This is a genomic window from Streptomyces sp. TS71-3 (genome assembly GCF_018327685.1).
GTDB lineage: Bacteria > Actinomycetota > Actinomycetes > Streptomycetales > Streptomycetaceae > Streptomyces.
The window spans coordinates 1,477,209-1,492,611 of record NZ_BNEL01000001.1; the positions used below are offsets into that span (position 1 = coordinate 1,477,209).

The following is a 15,403-nucleotide window of genomic DNA, read 5'->3' on the forward strand; positions in this document are numbered from 1 at the left end:
GCGTGGCGGCGCTTTCGGTTACGTGGCGCCTGCTACCAGGCCGGCCTGGAGTCGGCGAAGCTCCGTCTTGAGTACCTTTCCGGCGGCCGACACGGGCAGCGCGTCCAGGAAGCGGACATCGCGAACGCGCTGGTAGGGCGCCACATGGGCGCTGACGAACCCCATGAGCTCCTGGGCGAGCCCGGCGCACGCCCCGTCCCTTTCCCGGAGCACGACATAGGCCACGGGGATCTCCCCGGCCTGAGGGTCGGGGGCGCCGACGACACTCGCCTGGGCGACGGCGGGATGCCGGTGGAGCAGGTCCTCCAGCGGCGCCGGATAGACGTTGTAGCCCTTGTAGATCAGCATGTCCTTGGCGCGCCCCGCGAGGTGCAGCCAGCCGCCGCCGTCCAGGTGCCCCAGGTCGCCGGTGCGCAGCCAGCCGCCGGTGAACTGCCCCGCGGTCAGGGCCGGGGCGCCGTGGTAGCCGTCGGCGATCTGCGGGCCGCGCGCCCAGACCTCGCCGACCCCGCCCGGTGGCAGCGGGGTGCCGGTGTCCAGGTCCCGGATCTCGATCTCCGTGTCGAACAGCGGCGCGCCGACCGAGCCCGGCGGTCCCGGCCGGCCCCGGTCCATGAGGTGCACGCACAGCCCCATGGTCGACTCGGTGAGCCCGTAGCCCTGGACGACGCAGGCCCGCGGGAAGAGCCGGCCCAGCCGGTCCAGGGTGCCCGGGTCGATCGGAGCGGCCCCCGAGGTGACGACCCGCACGGACGAGAGGTCGGCGCCCCCGGCGTCCGGCAGCGCGAGCAGCGCGCGGAACAGTGGCGGCGCGCCCGTCACCGAGGTCGCCCGGTGTGCCTGGACGGTCCGCAGGAAGCGCGCCGGCTCGAACCGGCCGCCGATGACCGCGCTGGTGCCCATCACGGTGTGGAAGCTCTGCCCGACCAGGCCCATCGCGTGGTGCATGGGCGCCTGGGCGATGGTGGTCCCGCCGCCGGGCGGCACGGTGTGGGGGGTCCCGGCCGGCACGTGCGGCAGCAGCGTCAGGCCTCCGCCCGGGGTCCTGCCGGGCAGCGCGGCCGATGCCCAGCAGGCCATCTGCAGGACGTTGGAGACGACGTTGCGGTGCAGCACCCGCACCGCCTTCGCGCGGCCCGTGGTGCCGCCGGTGAAGCACAGGTGGGCCAGGTCGTCCCCGCGCACGGGGGCGGCGGGGCCAGCGGAGGTGGCGCCGGGGGAGGCTTCCAGCAGGGCGGCCAGCGACTCCGGGCGGTCGCCGCGCACCGCGTCCCGTACCTCGTCCCGCGCCGGGCCCCGCGCCGCGGCGACTCCCGGAACGGCGGCCTCCGGCCCGGCGGTCCGAGGCCCGGCGGGTGCCGGCGCCGCGGCCGTGGCGGGCACCACGACCGTGTGCCGCACACCCGCGGGCGCCGCGGCCTGAAGCGCGCCCAGCGCCGCCGGGTGCGTGAACGCGGCGACCACGCCGGCGTCCTCGCACTGCGCACGCACCACGGCGGGCGGCAGCGCCGGATTGACCGGCACGACGACACCGCCGGCGAGCAGGACGCCGTAGTAGGTGACCGTGAACCACGCCGAGTTGGGCTGGTGGAGCGCGACCGCCTCGCCCGCGCGCAGCCCCCGCGCCCGCAGCCCCGCGGCGACCCGCAGCGCGTGGTCGTGCAGCTCGGCGAACGTCAGGATCAGGTCGCCGTCGAGCAGCGCCGCGCGCGACGGCCACCGGTGCGCGGCACCGGTGAGGAGCGCGGCCACGGAGCAGTCGGGGTACTCCAGCCGGGCCGGCATCCCCGTGGGCAGGCAGCGGCTCATGCGGCACCGTCCCCGGCGGGCCCCGGCACGCGGCTGCCGGGGGAGGGGTCCTGGGCGCGCTCGTCGTGCAGCACGTCGGCCGCGACCCTGACCATGACGTGCAGCGGCGTCCCGCTGCCCGCGGGCCCGATCACGGCCCGCAGCGTCTCCAGCAGGGCCCGGCCGTGCCGGGCCGTGGGCGTGCGGGCGCCGACGTGCGCCGCCTGCCGCAGCGCCACCGCGAGGGACCCGAGCACCAGCCGCAGCGACGCGGCCTGCCGCAGCGCGCCCAGCGCCGCCTGGGTGCCGAACGGCACGATGTCCTGGTTGTGGTGGTTGGTGGGCAGCGACTGGACGCTCGCGGGGACCGCGAGGCGGCGCATGTCGGCGACGATCGCGGTGGCGGCGAGCTGCACGCCCTGCACCCCGTGGTCCCGCCCCGGCGCCTCGGCGAGCACCGGGTTGAGGCCGCCGTTGCGCGCCGGGTCGACCATCAGGTCGAGCTGCCGCTCGGCCAGGTTGGCCATCTGCACGGCGGCGAGCGTGAGCGCGTCGCTGACGAACGCGACCTGCTGCCCGAAGAAGTTCCCCCCGTGCGCGACGACATCGTGCTCCGGGAAGAACAGCGGGTTGTCGCTGACGCCGTTGAGGTCGTCCTGGATGACCGCCTCGGCGTGGCCGAGGGTGGTGCAGACGGCGCCGAGGAGCTGCGGGGAGCAGCGGATCGAGTACGGCTCCTGGAGGGGCCGCGTGCCGGTGGGCCGCAGGCCCGCGAGACGGCCGCGCAGCATGGCGGCGGCGCGGACGGTGCCGCGGTGCCCGAGCGCGTCGGCGAGGTCCGGCGCGGTGAAGGCGTCGGCGCAGCCCAGCATGTCGGCCAACAGTGCCGTGAGCGCCACGGCCGCGGAGAGCGACGACGCCAGCCGGGCCAGCGCGAGACCGGCGATCGCGGCGGTGACCGAGGTGCCGTTGAGCAGCCCGAGGGCGTCGCGCCCGCTGAGGACCAGCGGCCGCAGCCCGGCCGCCTCCAGGGCCTCCTGGGCGGGCAGCCTGCGGCCGTCCAGGTAGGCGTGCCCGCGGCCCTGGAGGCAGCGGGCCAGGTGCGCGAGCGGGGCCAGGTCACCGCTCGCGCCGAGCGAGCCCAGCTCAGGAACGGCCGGGGAGATGCCGGTGGCGAGCGCCGCGGCCAGCGCGTCGAGCACCGCGGGCGCCACCCCGGACCTGCCCTGTGCCAGCGACCAGTAGCGGGCCAGCATCACCGCGCGGGCCACGTCGGGCGGCAGGTCGGGGCCCTGGCCGACCTCCAGATGGCCGATCAGGTTCTCGCACTGGTCGCCCGGGTCGGCGCAGCCGCCGTAGGACACCAGCGGCCCGAAGCCGGTCGTCGAACCGTAGACCTCCCGCCCGCTGCGCAGGCACGACATCAGGTACTCCTGGCAGCCGGCCACCCGCTTGCGCGCCTCGTCGGTGAGGCCGACGTGCAGGGGTGCCGCGGCCCGGGCCAGCTCCCGGGGCGTCAGGCGGGCCGGGTACATCAGCGTGGGCGTGGCCCTCTCGACGGGCATTACGGTCATCGAACGGTCCTTCTGGGACGGCGGTGGGAGGGAGTAGGACAGCGGGGTCGGGGGCGGGGGACGAACGGGACGGTGGCAGCGGTGGCTGTGATGGCAGTGGTGGCAGTGGTCGGAAGCGACCGGCAGCGGTCGCCGAAGATCGGTGACCGCGGCAGGGGTTGGGCATGGCGGGCGGGCACGGCTCGTGGTGCGTGGGAGGAGCCGGCGTGCGACCGGGCCGCCGGCGGTGCGCCGGAGCGGGCCGGCCGTCGCGCGCGCCGTGTCAGCGGCGGGCCGCCGGCTCCGACATCAGCGCGGGATCGGTCTGGTCGGTCCCGCTCACCAGCACCCGCCAGTCGTCGGTGAAGAGGCCGGCGAGGTCGCCGCAGTAGCTGCGCTCCCCCTTCAGGTAGGCGGTGCCGGCGGGGCCGAACGACCAGGCGAGGACGTTCACGTCCGTGGGGTCGTGGGACGGTGCCGCGGCGAAGAACCGGCCGAGCCGGGCACCGGTGTCCGGGAAGAGCTCGTCGGGGATGCGCGTGGCGTAGAAGCAGACCCGTTCGGCCAGGCCCGTCGTGAGGGACAGGGTGACGGCCGCCAGGTAGTGCTGCCTGGGCAGGCTGCCGCGGATCTCGCGCACGGTACGCTCCGGCGGCGCCGGGCTCCCCGCGAGCCCGGCTATGCCCCGGTGCTGCGCGCCGGAGTAGGGGCCGCGCACGCGGAAGTACAGGTTGACGGTGCCGCCGAGGTAGTCGACCGCCAGGAACCGTACGTGGTCGAGCCCCCGCTCCCGGAGCACCTGTTCCTGCCGCCGCAGCGCCTGGGGCACCCGGTCGGCGCCGAGCACCGCCTCCAGCGGAAGCGTGCCGCCCAGGTACACCCAGCACTTGGCCAGGCCCCGGTGGGCGTCGAAGTCGCAGGACTGGGTGGCGTCCTCGTTCAGGGCGCTCCAGGACCTGATGAGGCCGGTCACCGGCGAGTCCGGCGGGATCAGGCCCGCCCGCGCGGCGGTCTGGGTGGTGTCGGAGCGGATGCGCGAGTAGAAGCGGTAACTGAGCGCGTCACCGGGCCGGCTCGTGGTCTTCCACAGCACGGCGCCGGTGTGGAAGCCCTCCGCGAAGGCCTCCACCGCCCTGCGGGTCGTCGCCGCGCAGAAGGGCGCGTCGATCCGGGCGGCGGTCCGGCGGGCGTCGGCCAGGAAGCGCGCGGGGGAGAAGGCGTTCGGCTTGCTCTGCATGCGGTCGGTGTTCCTGCTCTGCCGTGACGGGGGTTCAGCGGAATCTGACGGGCAGCTGCTCGGGACCCCGTATCAGCAGGCCCGAGCGCCAGACGACGTCCTCGGGGCGGCCGTCGAGCCGCAGGTCGGGGCAGCGCTCCAGCAGCGTCCGCAGGGCGGTGCGGGCCTCCAGGCGGGCGAGGGACGCACCCAGGCAGTTGTGGATGCCGTGGCCGAAGGCGAGGTGGCCGCGGGTGTCGCGGCGGATGTCGAACTCGCCGGGGCAGGCGAACCGCTCGGGATCGCGGCCCGCGTCCCCCAGGGCGAGAAGGACGAGCTCTCCGCCGCCGGGGACGCGGGTTCCGCCGATCGTCACCGGCTCGGTCGTGAAGCGGTAGGTGGTGGTCTCGACGGGGCTCTGGTAGCGCAGGACCTCCTCGATCGCGTGGTCCACCAGATCGGGCGCGGCGCGCAGCGCCGCCAGCTGCTCCGGGTGGACGAGCAGGGTGAGCACGGCGTTGGCTATGAGGTTGACCGTCGTCTCGTGGCCCGCGACGAGCAGCAGCCAGGCCATGCCCAGCAGCTCGCCGTCGTCGAGCCGGTCGCCGTCCCGTTCGGTGATGCCTATGAGTTCGCTCAGCAGGTCGTCCCCGGGATGTCCGCGCTTCTCCTCGACGAGCGCGGTGAGGTAGCGCGTCGTGCTGAGCCTCGCGTCCTCGAACCGGGTCGCCTTCCGGGACCACTCCCGGATCGCCTCGCGGTCGGCCGCCGGCACCCCGAGCAGCTCGCAGATGACGGCGATCGGGAGCGGGAACGCCAAAGCCTCCACCAGGTCCGCGGTGTCGCCGGGGCCGGCGAGCAGGGCGTCGAGCAGCTCGTCGGTGACCTCCTGGACGCGCGGCCCGAGCGCCTTGGCGTGCCGCGGGGTGAACGCCCGGCCGACCAGCCCCCGCAGCCTCGTGTGGTGCGGCGGGTCGGAGCTCAGCATGTGGCGCCCGGACGCGACGGTGCCAAGGCCCAGCGCCGGCGAGGCGTTCGCCCACTCCTTCGACAGCCGCGGGTCCACCAGCGCGGCGCGGACCGCCTCGTAGCCGACGACGAGCCAGCCGGGCGCGCCGCCCGGCAGCCGCACCCGGTGCACCGGTCCCGCGGCCCGCAGCGCCGCGTACACCGGGTACGGGTCGCGGTCGAAGGCGGGGCCGAGGACGCCCAGGTCGGTCACCGCCGGACAGGTCATACCGTCTCCCGGGGCGCCGTGGGGAAGTCCACCCGGACGGTGACGCCGATGGTGCGGCCCAGCGGGAGCATCGGCCAGCGCCGCACGGCCCGCCGCCAGGCCCCCGGCGGCGTCGCCGAGACCAGGGCCCGCACGTCCGTCACATGGCGGCGCACCGGGCGCAGCCTGCGCAGCCCCGCGCTGGACATGCTGAACCGCATCCGGGGGATCCGGAACGAGCCGCAGCGCGCGAGGCGGAGACGGGTCATCAGAGCGAACCACGGCGGCGGCGTGTCGAAGACGAGGGCGCCGCCGGGAAAGCGGCGGGAGCACGCGCGGATCAGCCCGAACGCCTCGCGCGGGCGCAGGTACATGAAGAGGCCCTGGGCGAGGATCAGTACCCCGGACGACGTGTCGACGCCGTGCATCCACCGGTCGTCCAGCGCGGAACCCGGATGCGTGCGCTGCCGCTCGCCGTGCGGCAGGAGCTGCCGGCGCAGCGCCACCATCTGCGGCAGGTCCACCGTCAGCCAGCGCACCCGGCCGTTGTCCACCCGCCAGAACTGGGTCTCCAGGCCCTCCCCGAGCGAGACCACCGTGCCGCCCGGGTGCCGGGCGAGGAACCGTCTCACCTCGCCGTCGAAGAGCATGACCCGTTCGAGGAAGTAGTCGGCCATCAGTGCGGTGCGGCGGCCGAGGCCGGCGTCGAGCGGTTCGCACTGTGCGAGGAGACGTTCCGCCATGGGGTCGTGGAGCCGGGCGCAGCGGTGGTGAAGCGTCCACAGGGCGCTCTTGGGGACCTGGCCGAGCGCGGGACCGAGGGGTGGGGACGAGATGTGTCGGCTCGACACGTCGAGGCCTCCTGCGATCGAAGGGGGAACCGGAGACCGTTCGCTGCTCCAGCTTCGCGAGCGTGCGCATGGCGCACGCTGCCGTCGTACCGGCCGCGGGGCCGACAAGGGCAGCCAAGAGCATGCCCAGGGAACGGGGTTACGGGGATCGCTCGATCGTGTGCGAAAGGGGTGCGGAGGGGCATATTCGGGCTGCCGTTGCGCACAGCGGTTGTGCGGCGAAGTCAAAGCGCCCGTGCGGCGTGTCGCGCACCTGCGGGCGTGGTGCGGAGGCTCGGGGCGCGCATTTCGGGGCGCGGTGGAGTCGTGGAGTACCTGCCCAGCCAGCGCTTGGATACACAACGTGTTTACGTCAATACGATCCGTGTTTACGGTCGTCGCGGCCGGAATGCCCCGAAGTGCCGCCATTGGGTGTGCGGTGTGCCGATATGGGGGGCGGCGTGACTGTGCGGGGGATGCGCTCTTCGTGCACTTCTGCTGCGGCGGGCGTGTCACTCTTCGTCAGATGCGTTTCGATTGTCATGATTTGCCGCATGTCGTCCGTCAATGCGGGAGCACCCACCCACGTGGTGGCCGATACGGCAGCACTGCCGCCGGTGCGGCTGGCCGCGTCCGCGGCGACGGTGCTGGTGCAGCCCACGACGCTGTGCAATCTGGACTGCGCCTACTGCTACCTGCCCGACCGTGCGGCCGCGAAGCGGATGCCGCTCGCCGTGGCGGACGCGGTCGCCGCGGGGGTGCGCGAGTGGGCCCGGGAGCACCCGGTGCGGGTGCTGTGGCACGGCGGCGAGCCGCTCGCCGTCGGGCTGCCGTACTTCCGGCGGCTGCTGGAGAGGTTCGCGGCGCCCGGTGAGGGACGGGACGGCGGTGAGCACGCTCCCGCCGAGGGCGGCCCGTACCCGGTGCGGCACGGCGTGCAGACCAACGCCACCCTGATCGACGAGGGCTGGTGCGAGCTGTTCGCCTCCTGGCCCGTCGCCGTCGACATCAGCATCGACGGCCCCGGCACGGCCAACGCCGCCCGGGTCGACCGCGGCGGGCGGGACAGCACCGCGAAGGCGCTGCGCGGGGCGGCGCTGCTGCGCTCGGCCGGCATCGACTTCGGCCTGATCGCCGTCGTGAACGACCCCGGCCCGCGGGCGGCGCGTGAGCTGTACGCCTTCGCGGTCGAGCTGGGCTGCCGGGCCCTGGGAGTGAACCTGGCCGAGCGCAAGGGCGTGCACACCCTCCCCGGCCCGCGCGCCGGCGGTCCCGTCGTGGCGTTCTGGGCCGAGCTGGCCGCCTGCCGGCGGGCCGACCCCCGGGTGCGGGTACGGGAGTTCGAGCAGGCGTACAGCTACATCCGCGCCGAGCTGGCCGGCCACGCGGCCCGGCGAGCGGCGCGCCCGCTGCCGCCGCTGCCGATGGTGTGCCACGACGGTGCGGTGGTCCCCGTCAGCCCCGAGCTGGCCGGCTTCACGCATCCCGCCTACGGCTCGTTCGCCACCGGGAACGTGCTCAGCACCCCGCTCACCCGCCTGGTCGCCGAGGCGCCGGACGTGCCCTGGGTGGCCGAGGCCCTGGACGGCGTGCGCGCCTGCCGGGCCGGCTGCCAGTACTTCGCGTACTGCCGCGGCGGGCAGGCGGCCAACAAGTACTTCGAGACCGGCCGTATGGACACCACGGAGACGGCCCACTGCCGCACCACCAAGATCGATCTCATGGAAGGGATCCTTGCTCATGCACAGCAACACCACCGCCCCTGACCAGACCGTCGCGCCCACCGAGGCCGTGCCGGGCGAGTCCGTCGCGGCCGAGTCCGTTCCGGCCGAGGTCGCGGCCGTGCCCATGCCCGCTGCCGAGTCCGTCGTGCCCGCGGAGTCGGCTGTGCCCGCGGAGGGCGCCGGGGCCGCCGCGCCGCTGGCCGAGCGGATCCAGGAGAGTGCGGAGGAGCTGGCCGCCCCCGCCGCGGGGGCCTGCGAGTGCCAGGACACCGCCAGCCTCATCAGCCTTCCGGCGCTCCCGATCGTCGGCCGCCTGCTCAGCGACCGGACGCTCAAGTGCGACGTCCTGCCCGTCGCGTGGAGCCGGTGACCCCGGCTCCCGCCTCGCCCTCCGCGCCGCCACCGGTCTCCGGCGGCGCGGAGGGCGAGCCTGTCGACGGCCACCGGGTCCTCGACGCCGTGGCCGCCCTGCCCATCAGCACCTGGCGCTACCAGTGGGAGCCCGAAGGGGTTCGCCATCTCGGTCCCATGGCGCAGGACTGGCAGAGCGTCATCGGGCTCGGCGCGGACGGGCGCACGATTCCCACCGTTGACGCCATCGGGGTGCTGCTCACGTCAGTCCAGGCCCTTGAACGGCGCGTGCGGGAACTGGAGGGGCGGCTTGGGCGGCTTACGGGGGTGCCGGGGCCGCCAGGGCCGGGTGGCTGACGGCTGTCGGCGCATGGCGTGCGGCGTGCGGCGTGATGAGCGGGGCCGCTCAGTGGCTCCACCGCTTGCCGGTGGGCCGGATGCGGTCTGGGGTGCCCCTTTCGGCCGGTGGCGGTCTGCGGGTAGCGCTGTGGCTGCTCGCGCAGTTCCCCGCGCCCCTTTTGGGGCTGTGCCCCTCTGGCGTGGTGTGTGGCGCGGTTACCTGTGGGTGACCTGGGTGCGGTCTGGGGTGCCTCCTTCGGCCGGTGGCGGTCTGCGGGTGTCGCTGTGGCTGGTCGCTCCCCCACCGCCTTGAGGGCGTGGGAGGTGCCCCCGTCCCCGCGCCCCTTCCGGGGCGCCCCTCGTTGCCGTGCGCCGTTCGAGCGACGGTCCCCCGCCGTGCGCGGCCTTCACCTGGTGGCGGTTGCTTTCGTCATCTGGTCGTATCGGCCGAGGAAGTGGAACCGGGCGTCCCTGACCTGGTAGAGGAAGCTCGCCCCGGAGTCCAGGTCGTGTGTGGCTGAGTCGGTGAAACGGATCGGCTTGGCCACGCCGTCCAGGGTGGTGCGTGCCAGCCGGTCGGTGAGCCGGCTCCGGGAGAGCGTGGTGTCGCCGAGCGAGTCCAGGGCATGGGCGAGGAGGGCCACGGCGTCGTAGCCCTCGGCGGCCCACGGGCCGGGGGAGGCGTGGTATCTCGTGCGGTAGGCGGCGGTGAACTCGCGTGCCGCCGCGGTGGTCATGGCCGCCGCGTCGGTGTACGGGGCGGCGAACACCCAGCCCTCGGCCGCGCGGCCCGCCGCCCGGAGGAAGTCGCTCCGCATCACCGGCTCCAGGGTGACCCGGGCCCCGGTGAAGCCCGCCGCGGTGAGCGCACGCGCGCACGTGGCGGCCCGGTCCGGCGAGGTGCCCGCGTAGACGAAGGCGTCCGGCCGGGCGGACAGCGCCTGCGCGACGGCCGGCCCGGGATCGTCGTCCTCCGCCACCGTCTGGACGGCGGCCGTGCCGCCGCCGGGCGGCTCCGCGCGGAAGCTCCGCGCGAGATCGCTGCCCGCGGCGTTCCCCGCCAGGTCCTCGACGACCGCGGTACGGCGCGTGGGGTGGACCACGGTGAGGTAGCGGGCCAGCGCGATGCCGAGACCGTCGTCCGGGACCCGGGTGACGTACTGGGTGCGCAGGTTCCGGTCGGGGTCGGAGTGGGAGGGCGCGAGGCCCGCAGAGGCGACCAGCACCATGGGCATCCCCGCCGCCGCGTACAGGCGGTTCGCCGCGTTCACGGCGGCCTCCGCGGTGGGCCCGAGCACGGCCCGGACACCGGGGTCGGCGATCAGGCGGCGGGCGGCGGACTCGGCGTCGGCGGCCCGCCCGTGGTCGTCGACGGTGGTCAGGGCGAGCCGGTACCGGGCGCCTGAGCGGGCGTTGCGGGCGTCCACCGCGAGCCGGGCGCCGCGCTCCTGCTCGGTGCCGGCGCTCTGGAGGCCGATCGTGAGGGTCGGCGCGGCGGCCGGGGCCCGGCGCCCGGCCACGACGGCCGCGCCGACGCCCGCGGCGAGCACGGCCGTTGCCGCGCCGCCCACCGCGAGCATCCGCCGGCGGGAGCGGATCCCCGGCCGGGCGGCCGCGGCTCCCTCCGGATCCGGATTCGGATCCGGATCCGGCTCCGTTGCGGGGTGCGTCCTCGGGGCTTCCCGCGCCTCCGCTGCCGGCTCCGGTTCGCCGGCCGCCGCACCATTCCCGTTCCCGTTCCCGTTCCCGTGCGCGGGCGCGGGCGCTGCGAGGTCCCCGTGTGCCGTCGGCACCACGCTTCCCTGCGCGGGCGCCGCCTCGCGCGGCGGCGGGTCCAGGGCGCGGGAGGCGTGGACGGCGACCAGCCGCAGCACCCCGGGCGGCAGCCAGTCCCCGTCGTCCTCGCCCCGGGCGCCGTCGCGGACTCCGGCGTTCCGGGCGGTGTCCCGCCACCGGGGCCGGGCCTGCCGGTCCCGCCGGACCTGCCGGGGATCGGCGGCACGGGGATCGGCGGCGCGGGATTCGGCCGCATTGGATCCGGCCGCACGAGATTCGGGCGCACGGGGATCGGCCCCACGCGGATCGGCGGCACGGGGATCGGCCGCACTCACATCGGCCGCACCCGGATCGGCCGCCCGCGGATCCGCGAGCCGGGGATCCGCGAGCCGGGAGTCCCCGCGCCTCGAATCCCCGTGCCGCGGATCGGTCAGGACCGCCGCACGTTCCAGCTCCTCGCGGAGCTCCGCGGCGGACGGGCGTGCCGCCGGGTCCACCGACAGGCAGCGGGTGACGGACGCGCGGGCCGCCGCGGGCAGCCGGGCGAGGCCGGTCAGGTCCGGCTCCTCGTGGACGGTGCGGTACATCACCACCGCCGGGGCCCCGGTGCCGAACGGCGGCCGGCCCGTCGTCGCGAACGCCAGGGCGCAGCCCAGCGAGAACACGTCACTCGCGGGGCCGGCGCCGGCGTCCTCCCCTTCCCTTGCTCCCTCCATCTGCTCGGGCGCGAGGTACCCCGGCGTGCCCAGCACCGCGTCCGGCGCCGTCAGGGCGGTGGCCCCTGCGCCGCGTGCGATGCCGAAGTCGATCAGCCGGGGGCCGTCGCGGGCGAGCAGGATGTTGGCCGGTTTCACATCCCTGTGGACGAGGCCGGTGGCGTGCAGGCCGGCGAGGGCGTCGGCGACGCGCTGCCCGAGGGTGAGGACGGTCCGCGCGGGCAGCGGTCCCAGGGCGACGACCGCCTCGGCCAGCGAGGGGCCGGGCACGAAGGCGGTGGCCAGCCAGGGCGCGCGGGCCTCGGCGTCCGCGTCCGTCACCCGCACCACCCAGCGGCCGCGCACCCCGGCCGCGAGCCGCGCCTCGCGCCGGAACCTGGCCCGGAAGTGCGGGTCGGCGGCGTGCTCGGCCCTGATCACCTTGAGCGCGACCAGCTCGCCCGCCCCGGTGCGCGCCAGGTACACCACGCCCATGCCGCCCGCGCCGAGCCGGGCCACCAGCCGGTGGCCGCCCAGCTCCGCGGGGTCCTCCGCCCGCAGTGCCCGCATCCGCCGCCCGCCTCAGGCCACCGGCACCTCACCGGCGTACCGGAACCGGCCGCCGGTGACCCGCCACTGGTACAAGTGCCCGAGGCGCAGCGTCCGGTCCTGCTCGAACGCGTACGTCGCCGTCAGCCCCTTGAAGTCCGCCTTGAGCAGCGCCGCGGCGAGCCCCGCCCGGCCCGGCCGCCCGCCGCCGCGCCGCAGCGCGGTGAGCCGGTCGGCGACCAGGCGGGCCACGTCGTAGGCCTCGGCGGCCCAGATGCCCGGCGCGGTGCCGTAGCGCTTCCGGTAGGCGGTCGCGAAGGCGCGCACGGGCGCCGCGTCCGGGCCGATGTACGGCGTCACGGCCCGCCACCCCTCGGCGGCCCGGCCCGCGGCGGCGGTGAACGCGTCCGTGGCCGCGGGATGGTCGAGGAACCGCGGGCCGTCGAAGCCCCGCAGGGCCAGCGCCCGCGCGACCAGCGCGGCACGCTCCGGGGTGCCGAGGTAGTAGATCCCGTCGACGCCGCGGCCGAGCATGTCGGCGAGGACGGTGGACGGGTCCGGGGCGGTCGCGGGCACATGGCGCGCGTACACGTGCAGTTTCCGGCCGGGCGCCATGCCGTACGCCATCTGGGAGGTCTCCCATCCGGCGAGGCCGCTCGCGCGGTCGACCAGCAGGCCCGGCCGCCGGGCGCCCTCGGCGGCCAGCGCGGCGTCCGTGAGGTAGCCGGCGACCGAGCCGAGCGGCGCGGCGTGGAAGTACATGCGCGGGACCGTCACCAGGGCGCCGTCGGCCGCGGACACGGACCCCTCCGAGACGGTCAGCAGGGGTGTCCCCGCCCGCTCGTACGTCTCCACGGCGCCCTGGGCGGTCGTCCAGCCGGTGGGCCCGAGGACGGCGAGCACGTTCGCGTCACCGGTCAGCCGTTCCGCGGCCGTCCGCGCCCCGGCGGACGTGCCCCCGTCGTCCTCGACCCGCAGGCCGAGCGTGAAGGGCCTGTCCGTACGGGAGTTGAACTGCTCGACCGCCAGCCGTGCCGCCTGCTCCTGCGCGCGGCCGGCGGTCCGCTGGGGGCCGCTCAGGTCCGCCTGGACGCCGAGCACCGGCCCGTCGCCGGAGCCCGCCGCCCCGGAGCCGTTCCGCCGCAACGCCCACCACGCTGCCGTTCCGCCGCCGGCCGCGAGCACCGCGGTGCCCCCGGCGGCCAGGGCGAGGAACCGCCGCCGCCCCGGGACGGCGGCCGGATCCGGTGGCCCCGGGGTGCGGGCCGGATCCGGTGGCGGCTCGCCCTCTTGCGGTTCCGAGACCTCGGTGGGGGCGACGGGCGGCAGTTCCAGCAGCTCCGCGGACCGGTCGGCGACCATCCGGACCACCGGATCGGGCAGCCAGTCGACGGACCCGGCGGGCTCGTCCGCCGCCAGCGCCCCGGCGGCCTCGGCGGCGGGCGGGCGGGCGGCGGCGTCCTTGTCGAGGCACCGCAGCAGCAGGGCCCGCAGCGGGGCGTCGGTGATGCCGTCGAGGTCGGGGCGGCCGTGCACGGTGCGGTACATCACGGCGTTCGCCGTCCCGGTGCCGAACGGCGGGCGGCCGGTGGCCGCGAACGCCAGCACGCAGCCCAGCGCGAACACGTCGCTCGCGGGACCGGCCCGCCCGGCCCGCGCCTGCTCCGGGGAGAGGAAGCCCGGGGTGCCCACGACCACGTCCGGGGAGGTGAGGGGCGTCTGGTCGGCGGACGTGGAGCGCGCGATGCCGAAGTCGATCAGCCGCGGCCCCTCCAGGGCCAGCAGGACGTTCCCGGGCTTGACGTCGCGGTGCACCAGGTCGACGGCGTGCACGGCGGCCAGTGCCCGGCCCAGCACCCCGCCCAGCACCCGCACCGCGGGCACCGGCAGCGCGCCGCAGGAGGCGACGGCCTCGGCGAGCGAGGGCCCCGGCACGAACGCGGTGGCGAGCCACGGCGCGCTCGCCTCGGGGTCCGCGCCGGTCACCCGCACCACCCAGGGGCTGTCCACCCGCCGGGCCGCGGCGGCCTCGCGCCGGAACCGGGCACGGAACTCCGGCTCACCCGCGTACTCGGGCTGGATCACCTTCACGGCGGCGAGCTCCCCGGACGCCGCGCGCGCCAGGTACACCACGCCCATGCCGCCCGCGCCGAGCTGCCGCAGCGGCCGGTGCTCGCCGAGCCACGCCGGATCCGAGGGGAGCAGCGGTTCCATCACGCGCCTCCCTCCATGACGGACGGCTTCCCGGAAGGCTTCCCGGCCGGCGTCCCGGGCGTCCCCGGGCCGGAGGGCGCCGGCGTGCCGGAGCCGCCCGGGGCCGGCCGCCCGATCCGCAGTTTCACCCGTCCCACCATCGCGACCACGCACGCCTGGACCGGCTCCACCGTGGGCCCGTCGGCGTTCTTGCCCGCCTGCCCGCCGCACGCCGCCGCGCTCACCACGACCGGGCCGTACGCGGCCTGCCTGAGGTAGTACGCGAACGTGCCGCCGGACTCCCCGCCGCGGCAGTCGCCGGACTCCCGCAGCACGTCGTCGCTGTAGAGGTTGGCGCCCTCGCCGTACGCGCTGGCCGACGACGACAGGCCCGTCAGCCTCGTCAGTCCCGCCATCCCCGTCAGCCTCTCGCCGGATGCCGGGGTCTGGTCGGGGCACCGCATCGTCTCGTCGAGCACGCCCGCCTGCTGCCAGGCGGCGTCGAGCGCCGTCCGGTGCACGGTGACGGTGACGGTCACCCCGGCCGTCCGGCCGCGGCCGTCGGGCATCTCCATGTACCGGGTGAGGGTGGCGAGCACATCGCCCGGCAGGCCCCGCGGCTGCCAGGCGCAGTCGTCGCCCAGCACGGGCCAGGTGTCCGGGTCGCTCTCATAGGGCGTCGCGCGCACCGCGCCCGAGCCGAACAGCTCCGGGTCGGCGATCACCCCGCGCACCAGCGCACGTGCCTGCGCGGCCGTCCTCGGCAGCCGGGCCGCGTCGATCCGCCCCGCTGAGGCCGACCGCGGCGCGGTGGCGTCCCGCGACGTCCCGCGCGTGCCGGGCGTGTCCGGCGTACCCGGGTCCGGTGACGGGGTGCCGCCCGTGCCGTGCCCCGCCCCCGTACAGGCCCCCAGCAGCAGGCCGCACGCCGCCAGCGCGCCCGCGGCGCGCCACGATCTCCTCAACCCCACCCCACCCACCCGTCCCCCTGCGGACCGGGACGCCCGCCCCGGCCCTGCGCCGGCTCCGCACCCCACGGAACCCGACGCCGTGCCCGGCCGCCCGGTTCCGCCCGCGGGCACCCGGCGCCCGCGACGGCGTCCAGCCATTCATACCCGCATTGTCAGTGGCCGGCTCTACGGTGACGTCTGCACCGCAGAATGCCGACAACCC

Annotated in this window: 11 protein-coding genes; 3 read left to right on the forward strand and 8 right to left on the reverse strand. The window is 76.3% G+C overall.

Annotation, left to right across the window (positions count from 1 at the left end; genetic code table 11):
- Positions 1-18: 18 nt before the first annotated feature.
- From Sm713_RS06135 to Sm713_RS06155, 5 genes are all read right to left on the reverse strand, one after another.
- The gene (locus tag Sm713_RS06135; protein ID WP_212908638.1) at positions 19-1,809 is read right to left on the reverse strand and encodes a class I adenylate-forming enzyme family protein; all 1,791 of its coding nucleotides are present in this window, start codon (positions 1,807-1,809) and stop codon (positions 19-21) included.
- Positions 1,806-3,362: an aromatic amino acid ammonia-lyase gene (locus tag Sm713_RS06140; RefSeq protein ID WP_308293150.1), complete on the reverse strand. Its 1,557-nt coding sequence runs from the start codon at positions 3,360-3,362 to the stop codon at positions 1,806-1,808. Before Sm713_RS06140 ends, Sm713_RS06135 begins: the two co-directional genes overlap by 4 nt.
- 262 nt (positions 3,363-3,624) lie before the next feature.
- Entirely contained in the window at positions 3,625-4,578 is a 954-nt protein-coding gene (locus tag Sm713_RS06145; protein ID WP_212908639.1) for an aromatic prenyltransferase, read from the reverse strand.
- A 34-nt stretch (positions 4,579-4,612) separates the two neighbouring features.
- Entirely contained in the window at positions 4,613-5,794 is a 1,182-nt protein-coding gene (locus Sm713_RS06150) for a cytochrome P450 (protein WP_212908640.1), read from the reverse strand.
- Positions 5,791-6,624, reverse strand: a complete 834-nt coding sequence (locus tag Sm713_RS06155; protein ID WP_212908641.1) for a class I SAM-dependent methyltransferase — start codon at positions 6,622-6,624, stop codon at positions 5,791-5,793. Before Sm713_RS06155 ends, Sm713_RS06150 begins: the two co-directional genes overlap by 4 nt.
- A gap of 533 nt (positions 6,625-7,157) precedes the next feature.
- Between Sm713_RS06155 and amcB the strand changes: the two genes are divergently transcribed.
- The 3 genes from amcB to Sm713_RS06170 are packed head-to-tail and all read left to right on the forward strand — an operon-like array spanning position 7,158 to position 9,035.
- Positions 7,158-8,369: a cyclophane-forming radical SAM peptide maturase AmcB gene (gene amcB, locus Sm713_RS06160; RefSeq protein WP_212908642.1), complete on the forward strand. Its 1,212-nt coding sequence runs from the start codon at positions 7,158-7,160 to the stop codon at positions 8,367-8,369.
- Positions 8,344-8,697: a hypothetical protein gene (locus tag Sm713_RS06165; RefSeq protein WP_212908643.1), complete on the forward strand. Its 354-nt coding sequence runs from the start codon at positions 8,344-8,346 to the stop codon at positions 8,695-8,697. Before amcB ends, Sm713_RS06165 begins: the two co-directional genes overlap by 26 nt.
- Positions 8,694-9,035, forward strand: coding sequence for a tail fiber domain-containing protein (locus Sm713_RS06170; protein WP_249416131.1), 342 nt, complete (start codon positions 8,694-8,696; stop codon positions 9,033-9,035). The genes Sm713_RS06165 and Sm713_RS06170 overlap by 4 nt, the downstream gene beginning before the upstream one ends.
- A gap of 389 nt (positions 9,036-9,424) precedes the next feature.
- Here Sm713_RS06170 and Sm713_RS06175 read toward each other — a convergent pair whose 3' ends face one another.
- Genes Sm713_RS06175 through Sm713_RS06185 form a run of 3 tightly spaced genes read right to left on the reverse strand, consistent with a single transcriptional unit; the run spans position 9,425 to position 15,195 of the window.
- Positions 9,425-12,058 carry a bifunctional serine/threonine-protein kinase/ABC transporter substrate-binding protein gene (locus tag Sm713_RS06175; protein WP_212908645.1) on the reverse strand — a complete coding sequence of 878 codons (2,634 nt, stop codon included), beginning with the start codon at positions 12,056-12,058 and terminating at the stop codon, positions 9,425-9,427.
- A 12-nt stretch (positions 12,059-12,070) separates the two neighbouring features.
- Positions 12,071-14,251 (reverse strand): bifunctional serine/threonine-protein kinase/ABC transporter substrate-binding protein, encoded by a 2,181-nt coding sequence (locus Sm713_RS06180; protein ID WP_212908646.1) that lies wholly within the window; start codon positions 14,249-14,251, stop codon positions 12,071-12,073.
- Complete coding sequence (locus Sm713_RS06185) at positions 14,251-15,195, reverse strand: hypothetical protein (protein WP_212908647.1); 945 nt, start codon at positions 15,193-15,195, stop codon at positions 14,251-14,253. The genes Sm713_RS06180 and Sm713_RS06185 overlap by 1 nt, the downstream gene beginning before the upstream one ends.
- Positions 15,196-15,403: the final 208 nt, after the last annotated feature.